At 69.3% G+C, this 14,704-nt stretch carries 9 protein-coding genes; 8 read left to right on the forward strand and 1 reads right to left on the reverse strand.

Annotated features, from left to right (window positions below; genetic code table 11):
• Window positions 1–13: 13 nt before the first annotated feature.
• From rseP to dnaE, 8 genes are all read left to right on the forward strand, one after another.
• On the forward strand, window positions 14–1,375 hold the full coding sequence (rseP, locus tag LDO11_RS09755) for an RIP metalloprotease RseP (RefSeq protein WP_232141373.1): 1,362 nt from the start codon (window positions 14–16) through the stop codon (window positions 1,373–1,375).
• Between the two features lie 55 nt (window positions 1,376–1,430).
• The gene (gene bamA / locus LDO11_RS09760; RefSeq protein WP_232141374.1) at window positions 1,431–3,962 is read left to right on the forward strand and encodes an outer membrane protein assembly factor BamA; all 2,532 of its coding nucleotides are present in this window, start codon (window positions 1,431–1,433) and stop codon (window positions 3,960–3,962) included.
• A 17-nt stretch (window positions 3,963–3,979) separates the two neighbouring features.
• Window positions 3,980–5,002: a UDP-3-O-(3-hydroxymyristoyl)glucosamine N-acyltransferase gene (lpxD, locus tag LDO11_RS09765; protein ID WP_232141375.1), complete on the forward strand. Its 1,023-nt coding sequence runs from the start codon at window positions 3,980–3,982 to the stop codon at window positions 5,000–5,002.
• Window positions 4,999–5,454, forward strand: coding sequence for a 3-hydroxyacyl-ACP dehydratase FabZ (fabZ, locus tag LDO11_RS09770; RefSeq protein ID WP_129135574.1), 456 nt, complete (start codon window positions 4,999–5,001; stop codon window positions 5,452–5,454). The genes lpxD and fabZ overlap by 4 nt, the downstream gene beginning before the upstream one ends.
• 1 nt (window position 5,455) lies before the next feature.
• Window positions 5,456–6,244, forward strand: a complete 789-nt coding sequence (lpxA, locus tag LDO11_RS09775; protein ID WP_129135573.1) for an acyl-ACP--UDP-N-acetylglucosamine O-acyltransferase — start codon at window positions 5,456–5,458, stop codon at window positions 6,242–6,244.
• A 28-nt stretch (window positions 6,245–6,272) separates the two neighbouring features.
• Window positions 6,273–7,499, forward strand: a complete 1,227-nt coding sequence (gene lpxB / locus LDO11_RS09780) for a lipid-A-disaccharide synthase (protein WP_435574629.1) — start codon at window positions 6,273–6,275, stop codon at window positions 7,497–7,499.
• Between the two features lie 154 nt (window positions 7,500–7,653).
• A complete protein-coding gene (rnhB, locus tag LDO11_RS09785; protein ID WP_232141376.1) occupies window positions 7,654–8,301 on the forward strand; it encodes a ribonuclease HII in 648 nt (215 codons plus the stop codon).
• Window positions 8,302–8,559: 258 nt separating this feature from the next.
• Window positions 8,560–12,084, forward strand: a complete 3,525-nt coding sequence (gene dnaE / locus LDO11_RS09790) for a DNA polymerase III subunit alpha (protein ID WP_232141377.1) — start codon at window positions 8,560–8,562, stop codon at window positions 12,082–12,084.
• A gap of 81 nt (window positions 12,085–12,165) precedes the next feature.
• On the opposite strand, the gene coaE is transcribed toward dnaE, so the two are convergent.
• The gene (gene coaE, locus LDO11_RS09795) at window positions 12,166–14,541 is read right to left on the reverse strand and encodes a dephospho-CoA kinase (RefSeq protein ID WP_232141378.1); all 2,376 of its coding nucleotides are present in this window, start codon (window positions 14,539–14,541) and stop codon (window positions 12,166–12,168) included.
• Window positions 14,542–14,704 lie beyond the last annotated feature (163 nt).

Consider the following 14,704-nt stretch of genomic DNA (forward strand, 5'->3'; position numbering starts at 1 on the left):
TGAGCCCGCGTCAATGAGCGACTTCCTCGGTTCGGTCTGGTGGCTCATCGTGAGCCTGGGCCTGCTGGTCACGTTCCACGAGTTCGGCCACTACTGGGTGGCACGCCGCAACGGGGTCAGGGTGCTGCGTTTCTCGGTCGGCTTCGGCCGCCCGCTGTGGATGCGCCGCGGCCGCGACGGCACCGAGTACGCGATCGCCGCGATCCCGCTTGGCGGCTACGTGAAGATGCTCGACGAGCGCGAGGCGCCGGTGGCTGCGGACGAGGTGTCGCAGGCGTTCAACCGCAAGTCGGTCGGCCAGCGCATGGCCATCGTTGCCGCCGGGCCCGCCGCCAACCTGCTGCTGTGCGTGGCGCTGCTGTGGGCGATGTTCGTGGTCGGCCGCCCCGATTACGCACCGGTGGTCGGCCATGTCCAGGGCGTCGCCGCCGAGGCCGGGCTGGCCCGCGGCGACCGTATCGAAGCGGTCGGGGAGCGCGCGACGCCGACCTGGAACGAAGTGCAGATGGCGCTGCTGCCGGCGGCGCTCGACCGCGCCGACGTGCGCGTGGCGGTGGTGGATGCCGATGGCAACCCAGCCGAACGCACCCTGCCGCTGTCGAAGCTGGCACCGGAACTCGACGACCGCGCGCTGCTGCCCGCCGTCGGCGTGCTGCCCCGGCACCTGCTGGCGCCGCCGGTCATCGGCCGGGTGCATCCGGATTCACCCGCGTGGGGCGTGCTGGCCGAGGACGACCGCGTCACCGCGCTGGACGGCAACCCGGTGGCCACGTTCGACCAGATCGGCCCGCTGGTGCAGGCGCTGGGCGAACGCGGCGGCACGGCGATGATCGAGGTCGAGCGCGACGGCGAGCGGCTTGCCCTGGAGGTCGCGCCGCGGCGCGTGCACGACGAGGCGCGCGGCGACTTCTGGGCACTGGGCATCGAATCCACCCGGGCCGCGGTGCCACCGAAGGACGCGCTGCAACGCTACGGGCCACTCGAGGCGGTGCCCGCTGCGCTGCGCGAAACCGTGCATCTGACCGGGCAACTGGTCGGAATGATCGGACGCGCGTTCACCGGCCGCATCGCCGTGGAGAACACCGTGGCCGGCCCGATCACCATCGCCCGGGCCACCAATGCCTATGCGCAGCAGGGTGTTGCGTGGTACCTGACCATCCTCGCGCTGCTCTCGCTGAGCCTCGCGGTCATCAACCTGCTGCCGATCCCGCTGCTGGATGGCGGACACCTGTTGTATTACCTTATCGAGTTGGTCAAAGGCAGCCCGGTCAGCGAACGTGCGATGGCGGCCGGTCAATCGGTCGGCCTGGTGCTGCTGGCCGGCCTCATGGGGCTGGCGTTCTACAACGACATCCTGCAACTGGTGCAACGCTGACCGCACGAATCCCGCCCCGTGACCACCGCGGGCGCTTCCCCAACGGACGTTCTAGATGACGCGAATTCCCAGCCGCCGCCTGCTTGCACTTGCCCTGTCCGCGGCCCTTACCGCCCCCGCCTGGGCCCAGACCATGCCGGAGGCACCTGCCGCGCAACCGGCGGCCAGCGGCGCGTTCACCGTCTCGGACATCCGCATCGACGGCCTGCAGCGCATCGGCGCGGGCACGGTGTTCACCTACCTGCCGATCGAGCGTGGCGACACCATCGACCAGGTCCGCGTCGGCGAGGCGGTGCGCGCGCTGTATCGCACCGGCTTCTTCGAGGACGTGCAGGTCGGCCGCCAGGGCGACATCCTGGTGGTTGCCGTGACCGAGCGCCCGGCGATCAACCGGCTCACGCTGACCGGCAACAAGGACATCAAGACCGAGGACCTGCAGCGCGGCCTGGCCGACATCGGCCTGTCGGAAGGCGACACCTTCGACCGCCTCGCGCTCGACCGCGTCACCCAGGAACTGACCCGCCAGTACAACAACCGCGGCAAGTACAACGTCACCATCACCCCGACCGTCTCGCAGCTCGACCGCAACCGCGTCGACGTGACGATCGCGGTCGACGAGGGCAAGGTGGCGAAGATCCGCCACATCAACCTGGTCGGCAACGAAACCTACGACCAGGAGACGATCACCGACAGCTGGGAGTCGTCCGAGAGCAACTGGCTGAGCTGGTACCGCCGCGACGACCAGTACTCGCGCGAGAAGCTCTCCGGCGACCTCGAGAAGCTCAACAATTTCTATCTCGACCGCGGCTACGTCGATTTCTCGATCGACAGCACGCAGGTCGCGATCAGCCCCGACCGCCGCGACATGTACCTCACCGCGGGCCTGACCGAGGGCGAGATCTACACGATTTCGGGGGTCGAGGTCACCGGCGACACGATCCTGCCCAGGGAGCAGATCGAGGAGCGTGTGTTCGTGCGCGAGGGCCAGACGTTCTCGCGCGCGCTGCTGGAACTGAGCTCCGACGCGATCGTGGCCACGCTGTCCAACATCGGCTACGCGTTCGCCCAGGTGAACCCGATCCCGGACGTCAACCGTGACGACCGCACGGTGGCCATCAACATGCAGGTGGTGCCGGGCCCGCGCGTCAACGTGCGCCGGGTGGTGTTCAAGGGCAACACCCGCACCTCCGACGAGGTGCTGCGCCGCGAGATGCGCCAGTTCGAAGGCAGCTGGTATTCGCAGGCCGCGGTCGACCGTTCCAAGGTGCGCCTGCAGCGCCTGGGCTTCTTCGAGTCGGGCAGCGTCAACGTCGAGACCCAGCCGGTGCCGGGCAGCGACGACCAGGTCGACGTGGTGTTCAACGTCAAGGAAACCGCGTCGGGCAGCTTCGTGTTCGGCCTGGGCTACTCGCAGCTGGCCGGCGTCACCACCTCGGTGCAGCTGTCGCAGAACAACTTCCTCGGCAGCGGCAACCGCGTGTCGATCGAGGCCAGCCGCAACGTCTACCTGCAGCGCTATGCGTTCTCCTACCTCAATCCGTACTTCACCGACGACGGCATGTCGCTGGGCTACAACCTGTGGTGGCGCGAGTTCGACAACTCCGAGTTCAACACCGCGCAGTACTCCTCGACCAATGCCGCGGCACAGATGTTCTTCGGGATTCCGATCACCGAGAACGACAGCATCTCGCTGATGTTCGGCATCGACCGCAACGAGATCTACGCCGACCGTGGCTACACGCCGGATTCCATCGTCGACTACATCGATGCCTTCGGCTCGCGCACGTTCAACTCCTGGCGCACCGAGCTCGGCTGGGCGCGCGACAGCCGCAATGACTTCCTGCAGCCCACCCGCGGTACCTACCAGCGCGTCGGTCTCGAGGTCACCCTGCCCGGTTCGACCGCGGAGTTCTACAAGCTCAACTACGAGTTCTCCAAGTACTGGCCGATCAGCCGCGCCCTCGTGCTCAACACCCGCGCCGAGATCGGCTACGGCGACAGCTACGGCGACGACGTCACCCGCAATGTCTGCTTCACCGATCCGCAACTGATCGATCACGACAACGATCCGGCCACGCCGCCGGTGTACCAGCCGGGTCCGGACCCGTCCAATCCCTGCGACCCGACCTCGCCGGATTACCTGCGCACGATCACCGCGTCGGGCCTGCCGTTCTTCGAGAACTTCTACGCCGGCGGTACGCGCTCGGTGCGCGGTTTCCGCGACAACACCCTCGGCCCGCGCGAGTCCGCGCAGGGCAGCACCTACCTGCAGCCGATCGGTGGCGCGCTGAAGACCGTGGGTTCGCTGGAGATGTACTTCCCGACCCTGCTCGACTCGCCGGCCGCGCGCATCTCCGCGTTCGTCGACTTCGGCAACGTGTTCCGCGACCTCGACGCGTTCGACGCCAAGGACCTGCGCATTTCCGCCGGCGTGGCACTGATGTGGCGCGCCCCGGTGGGGCCGATCTCGATCAGCTACGCGATCCCGCTGGAGTCGCAGAAGGACGTCTACGGTGGCGCGGGCGAACTGCTGCGCCGCGGCGACGAGACCGAGCGCCTGCAGTTCACCTTCGGCGGCGCGTTCTGACCGGCCGCAACGCGACGATGGACATGCAACACCACAGCGCCGCCGATCTGGCGCGGCGCTTCGGGCTGGAACTGCGGGGCGAAGGCGATACGCAGGTCTCCGGCGTGGCCCCGCTGTCGCGTGCCACCGCGACTGAACTCAGCTTCCTCTCCAACCCGCGGCTGCGCGACCAGCTCGCATCGACCGGCGCCGGCATCGTGGTGCTGCGCGAAGGTGACGCGGGTTCGTTCGCGGGCACCGCGCTGGTCGCGCACGACCCGTACGTGGCCTACGCGAAGATCGCGGCGCTGTTCGAGCCGAAACGCCCGTCGCGCCCCGGCATCCATCCGAGCGCGGTCGTCGACCCGACGGCACAGGTGCACCCGGAGGCCGAGATCGGCCCGCTGGTGAGCATCGGTGCGCGCAGCAGCATCGGCGCCGGCTGCGTGATCGGCCCGGGCTGCGTGATCGGCGAGGACTGCCATCTCGATATCGACTGCGTGCTGGTGGCGCGCGTCACCCTCGACCGCCGCGTGCGGCTCGGCAGGCGCGTGCAGATCCAGCCGGGCGCCGTGCTCGGCGCGGAAGGTTTCGGCATGGCCATGGAGGATGGCCGCTGGATCAAGGTGCCGCAGCTGGGCGGCGTGGTCTGCGGTGACGACGTCGAGATCGGCGCCAACACCACCGTCGACCGCGGCGCCCTCGATGACACCGTGCTGGAAGAAGGCGTGCGCCTGGACAACCTGATCCAGATCGCCCACAACGTCCATGTCGGTGCGCATACCGCGATGGCCGGCTGCGTCGGCATCGCCGGCAGCACGCGCATCGGGCAGTACTGCCTGATCGCGGGCGCCGCCGGCATCGCCGGACATCTGGAGATCTGCGACCGGGTACTGGTGCACGCGATGTCGATGGTGTCGAGCTCGATCACCGAGCCGGGGGAATATTCGTCGGGAATGCCGGCCATGGCGACGCGCGACTGGCGCCGCAATGCCGCGCGTTTCCGGCAACTCGATGCGCTCGCGCGCCGCGTCGGCGCGCTGGAGAAGGGGAAGGAATGAGCGACGAATTCAAGCTGCCGATCGAGCACGACGGCGTACTCAAGCTGCTGCCGCACCGGTATCCGTTCCTGATGATCGACCGCGTGGTCGAGTACGAGCGTGGCAGGCGCGTGCTCTGCCACAAGTCCGTCAGCGGCAACGAGCAGTTCTTCCAGGGCCACTTCCCCGGGCGTCCGGTGATGCCGGGCGTGCTGGTCATCGAGGCGCTGGCGCAGGCCGGCGGCGTGCTCAGCCACCTCGACCTCGATGCCACCCAGCGCGGCGGGCTGTCGTACCTGGTCAAGGTCGACAAGGCCAAGTTCTCGCGGATGGTGATGCCGGGCGACCGCCTGGAGCTCGAGGTGCACCTCAAGCGCGCAATCCGCAACATGACCCTGTACTGCGGTACCGCGCGCGTGGATGGCAACGAAGTCGCCTGCGCGGAGATCCTCTGCGCCGAGGCCCGCAGCTGACATGGCCGCGGGCGCGACGATCCATCCGAGCGCTGTCGTCGATCCGGCCGCGCGCCTGGGTGACGGCGTCGAGATCGGCGCGTTCACGCTGGTCGGGCCCGAGGTCGAGATCGGCGACGGCACCCGCATCGGGCCGCATTGCAGCATCCACGGGCCGACCCGGATCGGCCGCGACAACCGCATCCATGGCCACGCCGCCATCGGTGGCGAGCCGCAGGACAAGAAGTTCCACGGCGAGCGGGTGGAGCTGGTGATCGGCGACCGCAACACGATCCGCGAGTTCACCACGATCAACCGTGGCACCGGCGACGGCGGCGGCTGCACCCGCATCGGCAACGACAACTGGTTGCTGGCCTATACGCATGTGGCCCACGACTGCGTGGTCGGCAACCATTGCGTGTTCTCCAATAACGCCACGCTGGCCGGCCATGTCGAGGTCGGCGACCACGTGATCCTCAGCGGGTTCGTCGGTGTGCACCAGTTCTGCCGGATCGGCATGCACGCCTTCATCGGTATGGGCGCATTCGTCAACGGCGACGTGCCGCCGTTCGTGATGGTGGCGCAGGACGGCTATGGCCGCCCGCGCGGCATCAACAGCGAGGGGCTCAAGCGCCGTGGCTTCGACACCACGCGCACCGCGGCGATCAAGCGCGCCTACCGCGCGCTGTACATGGGCGGCGGTTCGCTGGAGGAGGCGCGCGCGAAGCTCGCCGATCTGGCCGCGGACAGCGCGGACGTGCGCGCCTTCCTGGACTTCGTCGAGGCCGGGCAGCGCCCGTTGCTAAGATGACCGGCCCGGCCCGGAACCACGCGCGCCCGTGAACACCACGACCACGACCGCACCGCGTCCGGCCACCGCAGCGCTCCAGTCCCCGCACCCGGCCACGCTGCCGGCGGCACCGCGTTTCGCGCTGGTGGCGGGCGAAACCTCCGGCGACCTGCTCGGCGCCGGCCTCGTCGATGCACTGCGCGCACGGTTCCCGCAGGCAAGCTTCGCCGGCGTCGGCGGCGACGCGATGCGTCGCGCCGGCGTCGATACGTGGTATGACGCCTCAGAACTCGCGGTGATGGGCCTGAGCGAAGTGCTCGCCCACCTGCCGCGACTGCTGCGCCTGCGCGCCGGCCTGCACAAGCGCGTGCTCGACTGGCAGCCGGACGTCTTCATCGGCATCGACGCACCCGACTTCAACCTCGGCCTCGAGCGCCGGTTGAAACAGCGTGGCCTGCGCACGGTGCACTACGTCAGCCCGTCGATCTGGGCCTGGCGCCGTGGACGCGCCGCGAAGCTTGGCCGCAGTGCGGACCGGGTGCTGTGCCTGTTTCCGATGGAGCCGCCGATCTACGCGAAGTACGGCGTGGACGCGCGCTTCGTCGGCCACCCGATGGCCGACGAGATGCCGCTCGAACCCGACCGCCGCGCCGCGCGCCAACGGCTCGGCCTGCAGAAGCAGGGGCCGGTGCTGGCAGTGCTGCCGGGTTCGCGACAGGGCGAGATCGCACGCCTGGGCCAGGTGTTCCTCGACGCCGCCGCGCTCGTCGCGGGCGCGGCGCCCGGCCTGCAGGTGGTGGTGCCTGCGGCCAACGCGGCCTGCCGACGCATGCTCGACGACATCGCCGCCGCCTCACCGCTGCGTGGCGACGCGCTGCGCATCATCGACGGCCAGGCCCGCGAGGCGATGGTGGCCGCGGACGTGGTGCTGCTGGCCTCGGGCACGGCCACACTGGAAGGCCTGCTCGCCAAACGCCCGATGGTGGTCGGCTACCGCGTGTCGCGCAGCACGGCCGCGATCGTGCGCGCGCTCGGCCTGCTCAAGGTCGACACCTACTCGTTGCCGAACGTGCTGGCCGGCAGGCCCGTGGTGCCGGAGCTGATCCAGGAGGACTGCACCGCGGAACGGCTGTCGGCGGCGGTGCTGCGGTTCCTGCAGGACCCGGCTGCGGCCGCCGCGCTGGTGCCGCGATTCGCGGAGATCCACCGCAGTCTGCGTCGCGATGCCTCTGCACGTGCTGCGGATGTCATCGAAACCCTGATCGACCGTCGCTGAGCCGCGTGGCGGCCTGTCGCAGTCAGCTGGCCGTCCTTGTCGCACCGGCCCGTCGCCGATACCCTGCCCGCGTGCAGCATCGTCCGTCCCCGACCCCCGTCATGCCCCTTGCGAACGCCGCCGGGCGCTGCCGCCCCCGCGGGGACTGCGGCGCATGAGCGTGCCGGACGACTGGATCGTCGGCGTCGACGAGGCCGGCCGCGGCCCACTCGCGGGGCCGGTGGTGGTGGCGGCCGTGGTCTTCGATCCCACGCGGCCGCGCATCAACGGTCTCAACGACTCCAAGCAACTCAACGCCGAACGGCGCGAGACGCTGTATGCGCGCATCGTCGAGCGTGCGCTGGCGTGGAGCATCGTGTCGGTCGACGTCGACGAGATCGACCGCATCAACATCTTCCACGCCACCATGCAGGGCATGCGCCGCGCGCTGGAGAACGCCATTGCCGGGCTGGAGTACGAACGCTGCGTGGCGCGCATCGACGGCAACCACCTGCCCAAGACCCTGCCCTGCCGCGCCGAGGCCTGGATCGACGGCGATGCACGCGACCGCGCGATCATGGCCGCGTCGATCCTCGCCAAGGTGGCGCGCGACCGTGCGATGGTCGCCCTGCATGCCGACCATCCGGTGTACGGCTTCGACCGCCACAAGGGCTATTCCACCCCCGAGCACCTGGCGGCATTGCGCGCGCACGGGCCGTGCGTGATCCATCGTCGCAGCTTCGCCCCGGTGCGCCAGGCGCTGGAACCCGCGGCGCCGGTGTGCGAGGACCTGTTCGCACCGGTGGGGCTGGTGCCCGCCTGACCCGCCACCCGCGGTTTCCGCGGGTCGCTGCACACGGCCCGTCCGCACGCCAGTACCGCGACGCCTGCTGACCTCGAGCCGTCGCGCCTTGCCCTCACCCACCACCTGCCTTCGCAGGTGGTACCCCCTCTCCCGCCTCGCAGGAGAGGGGCGTCGGCGGGCGGCCTGCGGCCGCCGGTTTTCTTCGGGGGGGCATGTCAAGTCTTGTCGGGTCCATGCCCCCGGCCTACCCTGCGGAGTTGACGCGACGCCCGTCCGATGTCCAGCCGCTTCGTCCATCTCCACCTCCACAGCGAGTTCTCGCTCGCCGACTCGACGATCCGCATTCCGCAGCTGGTCGGGCGTTGCGCTGCGCTGAACCAGCCGGCGCTGGCGGTGACCGACCGCAACAACCTGTTCGGGCTGGTCGGCTTCTACGGCAAGTGCGAGTCGGCAGGCGTCAAGCCGATCGCCGGCGCCGACGTGATGGTGGCCCTCGGCGACGAGCCCGCGTATCCGGTGACGCTGCTGTGCCGCAACCGCGACGGCTACCTCAATCTCTCTCGACTGCTCACCCGCGCCTGGCTGGAAGGCCACCGCAACGACGGCGTGGTGGTACGCCCCGACTGGCTGAAGGCACATGCCGGCGACCTGTTCGCGCTGGTCGGCCGCCACACCGAAGCCGGGCGACTCGCCGCCACCGGCAAGCATGAGCTCGCGCTCGGCTGGCTGGCCGACCTGCAGGCCGCCTTCGACGACCGCCTGCATCTGGAACTGACCCGCACCGGGCGCGATGGCGAGGCGCAGTTCAACGACTTCGCCCTGCATGCCTCGTCGGTGCGCGGGATCCCGGTGGTCGCCAGCAACGACGTGCGCTTCCTCGACGCCGATGGTTTCGAAGCGCACGAGGCGCGCGTGTGCATCGCCTCCGGGCGCGTGCTCGACGATCCGCGCCGCCCGCGCGACTACAGCCGCGAGCAGTACCTGAAATCCAGCGAGGAGATGTGCGAGCTGTTCGCCGACATCCCCGATGCGATCGACAACACCGTGGCGCTTGCGCAGCGCTGCAACGTCGAACTCGGCCTGGGCACGTACTACCTGCCGCAGTTCCCGGTGCCCGACGACCACACCCTCGACAGCTGGATCCGCAAGGAAGCGCGCGACGGCCTGGAGGAGCGGCTGGCGAAGTATCCGGTGGCCGCCGGCCACACCCGCGAGAGCTACGCCGAGCGGCTGGAGATCGAGCTCGACGTCATCACCAAGATGGGGTTCCCGGGCTACTTTCTGATCGTGTCGGACTTCATCCGCTGGGCGAAGGAACACGACATCCCGGTGGGCCCGGGCCGCGGTTCCGGCGCCGGCTCGCTGGTGGCGTGGGCGCTGAAGATCACCGACATCGACCCGCTGCCCTACGACCTGCTGTTCGAGCGGTTCCTCAACCCCGAACGCGTGTCGATGCCGGACTTCGACATCGACTTCTGCATGGACCGGCGCGACGAGGTGATCGACTACGTCGCCGCCAAGTACGGCCGCGACCGCGTCAGCCAGATCATTACCTACGGCACGATGGCGGCGAAGGCGGTGGTGCGCGACGTCGGCCGCGTGCTCGGCTACCCGTACGGCATGGTCGACGGCATCGCCAAGCTGGTGCCCAACGTGTTGGGCATCTCGCTGTCGGATGCGATGGGCCGCACCGACAAGTCGCGCAGCGACGAGGCCTGGCGTTCGCCGGAGCTTATCCAGCGCTACCAGGACGAGGACGAGGTCCGCGACCTCATCGACCTCGCGCTGCAGCTCGAAGACCTCACCCGCAACGCCGGCAAGCACGCCGGCGGCGTGGTGATCGCGCCCTCGCCGCTGTCCGACTTCTGCCCGCTGTTCGCCGAACACGACGAGGGTGGGCGCGGTCGCAATCCGGTCACCCAGTTCGACAAGGACGACGTCGAAGCCGTGGGCCTGGTGAAGTTCGACTTCCTCGGCCTGCGCACGCTCACGATCATCGACTGGGCGGTGAAGGCGATCAACGCACGGCGTGCCACGGGTGGCGAGGCGCCGCTCGACATCGCCGCGCTGCCGCTCGACGACCGTGCGTCCTACGAACTGTTCGCGCGCGGCGACACGGTGGCGGTGTTCCAGTTCGAATCGCGTGGCATGCGCGAGCTGTTGAAGCGCGCCAAACCCGACACCTTCGAGGACATCATCGCGCTGGCCGCGCTGTTCCGCCCCGGCCCGCTGGGCTCGGGGATGGACCGCGACTGGGTCGACCGCAAGCACGGCAATGCCGAGGTCACCTATCCGCATCCGTTGCTGGAGCCGGTGCTCAAGCCGACCTACGGCGTGATCGTCTACCAGGAACAGGTGATGCAGATCGCCCAGGTCCTGGCGGGTTATTCGCTGGGTGGCGCCGACCTGCTGCGTCGCGCGATGGGCAAGAAGAAGCCCGAGGAGATGGCCAAGGAGCGCGCCAAGTTCGAGGCGGGGGCCGAGGAAAACGGCGTCGACCCCAAGGTCGCCACCGGCATCTTCGACCTGATGGAGAAGTTCGCCGAGTACGGCTTCAACAAGTCGCACTCCGCGGCGTATGCACTCGTCGCCTACCAGACCGCATGGCTGAAGGTGCATTACCCGGCCGAGTTCATGGCCGCGGTGCTGTCGTCGGACATGGACAACACCGACAAGGTCGTCGGCTTCCTCGACGAGGCGCGTGCGCTGAAACTCGAGGTGCTGCCGCCCGACGTCAATGCCTCGGCGTACATGTTCGAGGCGACCGACCCCGCCACCATCCGCTACGGCCTGGGCGCGGTGAAGGGCGTCGGGCGCGGCGCCTGCGAGGCGATCGCCGCGCAGCGCACCTCCGGCGGGCCCTTCGCGGACCTGCTCGATTTCTGCCGCCGCTGCGAAGGCGCGCGGCTCAACCGGCGCACGCTCGAAGCCCTCATCCAGGCCGGTGCACTGGATGCACTGGGCAGCAACCGTGCCTCGCTGATGCTGCAGCTGCCGGAGGTGCTCAAGGCCTGCGACCAGCTCGCCCGCGAGCGCGCCGCCGGCCAGGTGTCGCTGTTCGGCGGGCCGTCCGAATCCGCACCGATCCATATCGAGCTGCCGGAGACCAGCGAATGGCCGCTGGCGCAGCTGCTGGCCGGAGAGCGCGAGACCCTGGGGCTGTTCCTCAGTGGTCACCCGATGGACCCGTACCGCACCGAGCTGCGCGACCTGCTCGGCCACCACCTCGGCGAGCTGGATGCGGTGTGGGCGGCGCGGCCGGACTCCGGTCGTGGTGGCTGGCGCCCCGAGGTCAACACGATCGTCGCCGGCCTGGTGGTGGGCATGCGCAAGCGTGGCGACACCCAGGCCTTCGTGCAGCTGGAGGACGGCCACGGGCGGCTGGAATGCGCATTCTTCGCCGAAGCCTGGCAGGAGTTCGCCCCGCTGCTGACCCGCGACCGCATCCTGATCGTCGAGGGTGGCCTGCGCGAGGACGAGTTCAGCGGCGGCTTCGCGCTGCGCGCGCGCCGCGCCTGGGACTACCTGCAGCTGTGCCCGCAGATTGCGAAGCGCGTCGCGCTGCGGCTGGACCTGCGCATGCCCGGCCTGCTGCACGACGTCGAACGCCTGCTCGATGCACACCGCCCCGGCGAGACCCCGCTGCGCTACGACCTCACCGTGCCCGCGGGCGCGGCCGGCACCCTGGAGGTCAACGGCGCGCGCTCGGTGCGGGTGGATGCGGACCTGATCGGCGCGCTACGCGCGCGTGACGGCGTGCACGTGCGGGTGGCGATGTCGCGCCCATGGGCAGCGTCCTGATGCGCTGACCGGGCCTGGTTCACCGCCTCGGCATCGCGCGCCGCGTCGGAGGCGCTTTCGGTCATCGGGAACCGCAGCCAGTCACTCGTCCCGTCCGCGCGCGTCGTCCGCGCGCGCGGCGGCCCGATGCGGATCGAGCAGCGGCTGCACCCGCTCGCTCCAGAACCGGCGCACCGCCTGGGCGAGCGCCTCGCGTCCCGAATCGTTGACGATCACTTCGTCGGCGATTTCACGACGCTCCGCGTCCGTCGCCTGGGCGTCCACCCGCTCCCAGGCCTGCTTCCTGGACATGCCGCGCTCGCTGACCAGCCTCGCCACCCGCACCTCGGCAGGCGCCTCCACCACGAGCACGAGGTCGAGCCCGGCCCGTGGCTCGTCGGTTTCGGCCAGCAACGGCACGTCGGCCACTACCACCGCGTCGGGGCCGGCCTCCGCGGCGCAGCGCATGATCTCGGCGCGTACCCGCGGATGGATGATCCGGTTGAGCCTGGCCCGGGCGGTGTCGTTGCCGGACACGAGCTTGCCCAGGGCGTAGCGGTTCAGTTCCCCGTCTTCGGTGATGACGTCCTCGCCGAAGACCTCGGCGATTTCCCGCAGCGCCTGGCTGCCGGGCACGATGACGCGGCCGACCAGTTCGTCGGCACTGATCACCACCGCGCCCAGCGCACGGAAATCGCGGGCGGCGAGTGACCGGCCCGAGCCGATACCGCCGGTCAGCCCGATGGTCAGCAGCGCCGCGCCTTCCCGGGCCCGTCGCGACTGCCGCGTCTGTGGCTGGTAGGCGTCGTATTCCGGTTCGGTTCCAGGCTCGTACTCCGGCCGGATCACGTACTCGGCCATGTCGTGCTCGTCCTCCCGTGCGCGCCGCTGGTACTCCTCCACCGGCAGCACCTTCTTCCACTGGCGCGTGCGCATCGGCTTGACCGCACCGGCATCCTCGCGCAACGCCTGCACGAGCAACAGGCACAGGCCCACCACCAGCATCAGCACCGGGGCCCCGATGACGATGATGACCTCCTGCAATGCCGCGAGCCCGTGTTCGCCCGAGGTCACCAGGATCACGGTGCAGACCAGGCCCACCGACAGGGCCCAGATCACGCGCTGGCGTTTGGGCCCCACGTCTTCGTAACCGGAAGCCAGGTTGTCGAGCACCAGCGCCCCGGAGTCGAGGGACGTGATGAAAAAGATGGTGATCACCAGCAGCGCCAGCACCGCCGTGAACCCGAAGAACGGGAAGGACTGCAGGAACTGGAACAGCGCGGCTTCCACATTCCCGTTCGCCACGATGGTTTCGGTCAGGGTGCCGGCCGTCGCGGGCGCCCGTTCGATGCGGAAGGCACTGAAGCCGAAGGTGCCCATCCAGATGACCACGAAGGCCGTCGGCAGGCACAGCGATGCAAGGACGAAGGCCCGGATCGAGCGGCCGCGCGAAATGCGCGCGATGAACAGCCCGACGAAGGGCGACCAGGTGACGGTCCATGCGTAGTAGAAAACGGTCCAGTCGCCAGACCATCGCCCATTGCCGAAGGAATCGTTGAAGAAGGAAAGCATGGGCAGATGGGACACATACGCCCCCGCCGATTCCACGATGCCGCGGATGGTGTCCATGCTGGCGCCCCACATCAGCACGAACACCAGCAACGCGACCATCAGGACGATGTTCAGGTAGGAAAGCCGCTTGATGCCCTTGTCCAGGCCGGCCAGCGCCGAGACCAGTGCGAGCGCGGTGATGACGGCGATGATGCCGGCCTGCAGCCATCCGTTCATGGGAATGCCCATGACGTAGTTCATGCCGGCGTTGATCTGCATCGCGCCCAGGCCGACCGACACCGCCAGCCCGAAGACGGTCGCCACCACGCAGATGATGTCCACCGCCCTCCCCCACGGCCCGTGGATTCCCTCCCCGAGCAGCGGCTGCAGCGCTGACGACACGCGCGGGGGCAGCCGGCGCTTGTAGGTGAAGTAGCCGAAGCACAGCCCCGGAATCACCAGCAGGGCCCACATGTGGATGCCGAAATGGAAGTTGGCGATGGCCAGTGCCTGCAGGGCGGCTGTGTCGGTCCCCGGCACGGTCCCGTAGAGCGGCGGGTTGGCGTAGTGGCTCATGGGCTCCGCCACGCCCCAGAACATCAGAACGGCCCCCACCCCCGCCGCGAAAAGCATGCCGAACCAGGCCACACCGGAATATTCCGGCTCCGCATCGTCGTCACCGAGCTTCACCCGCCCGTAGCGGCTGGCCGCCAGCCCGAAAGCGAACACCACCAGTCCGGTCGTGCCGAGCGTATACAGCCAGCCGAGCTCGTAGCGCAGGTAGCCCGACACCACGCCGAAGCCGCTCTGCACGGGGCCCGGGAACAAGGACATCGCCGCGGCGAAGGCGAAGATGACCAGCACGGAGACGAAAAACGTCACCGGGCCGGTCCGCAGGCCGAGAAGATCATGCAGCCGGGTCAGCATCGGGCCCTCCATCGGGTCGGCAAAGGGTCCGGACCATCCGGCAGGCGGTACGCAGGGTGATGCGGTCGTCGATCTCGAAAAACCCCTGTTTGCGACCTCGTCGAGGCCGATACCCCGGCGGTACGGAGGCTGGCAACGGCACCAGAAGCCGCGTCACGTACGG

Origin of the sequence: Alterluteimonas muca (genome assembly GCF_021191595.1) — a bacterium.
GTDB classification, from domain to species: Bacteria; Pseudomonadota; Gammaproteobacteria; order Xanthomonadales; family Xanthomonadaceae; genus Luteimonas; species Luteimonas muca.

Excerpts from the sequence above, each read along its gene's own strand:
- coaE (WP_232141378.1), bottom strand. The coding sequence starts at position 14,541 with ATGCTGACCCGGCTGCATGATCTTCTCGGCCTGCGGACCGGCCCGGTG.
- bamA (WP_232141374.1), top strand. The coding sequence starts at position 1,431 with ATGACGCGAATTCCCAGCCGCCGCCTGCTTGCACTTGCCCTGTCCGCG.
- lpxD (WP_232141375.1), top strand. The coding sequence starts at position 3,980 with ATGGACATGCAACACCACAGCGCCGCCGATCTGGCGCGGCGCTTCGGG.
- dnaE (WP_232141377.1), top strand. The coding sequence starts at position 8,560 with ATGTCCAGCCGCTTCGTCCATCTCCACCTCCACAGCGAGTTCTCGCTC.
- rnhB (WP_232141376.1), top strand. The coding sequence starts at position 7,654 with ATGAGCGTGCCGGACGACTGGATCGTCGGCGTCGACGAGGCCGGCCGC.
- fabZ (WP_129135574.1), top strand. The coding sequence starts at position 4,999 with ATGAGCGACGAATTCAAGCTGCCGATCGAGCACGACGGCGTACTCAAG.
- rseP (WP_232141373.1), top strand. The coding sequence starts at position 14 with ATGAGCGACTTCCTCGGTTCGGTCTGGTGGCTCATCGTGAGCCTGGGC.
- lpxA (WP_129135573.1), top strand. The coding sequence starts at position 5,456 with ATGGCCGCGGGCGCGACGATCCATCCGAGCGCTGTCGTCGATCCGGCC.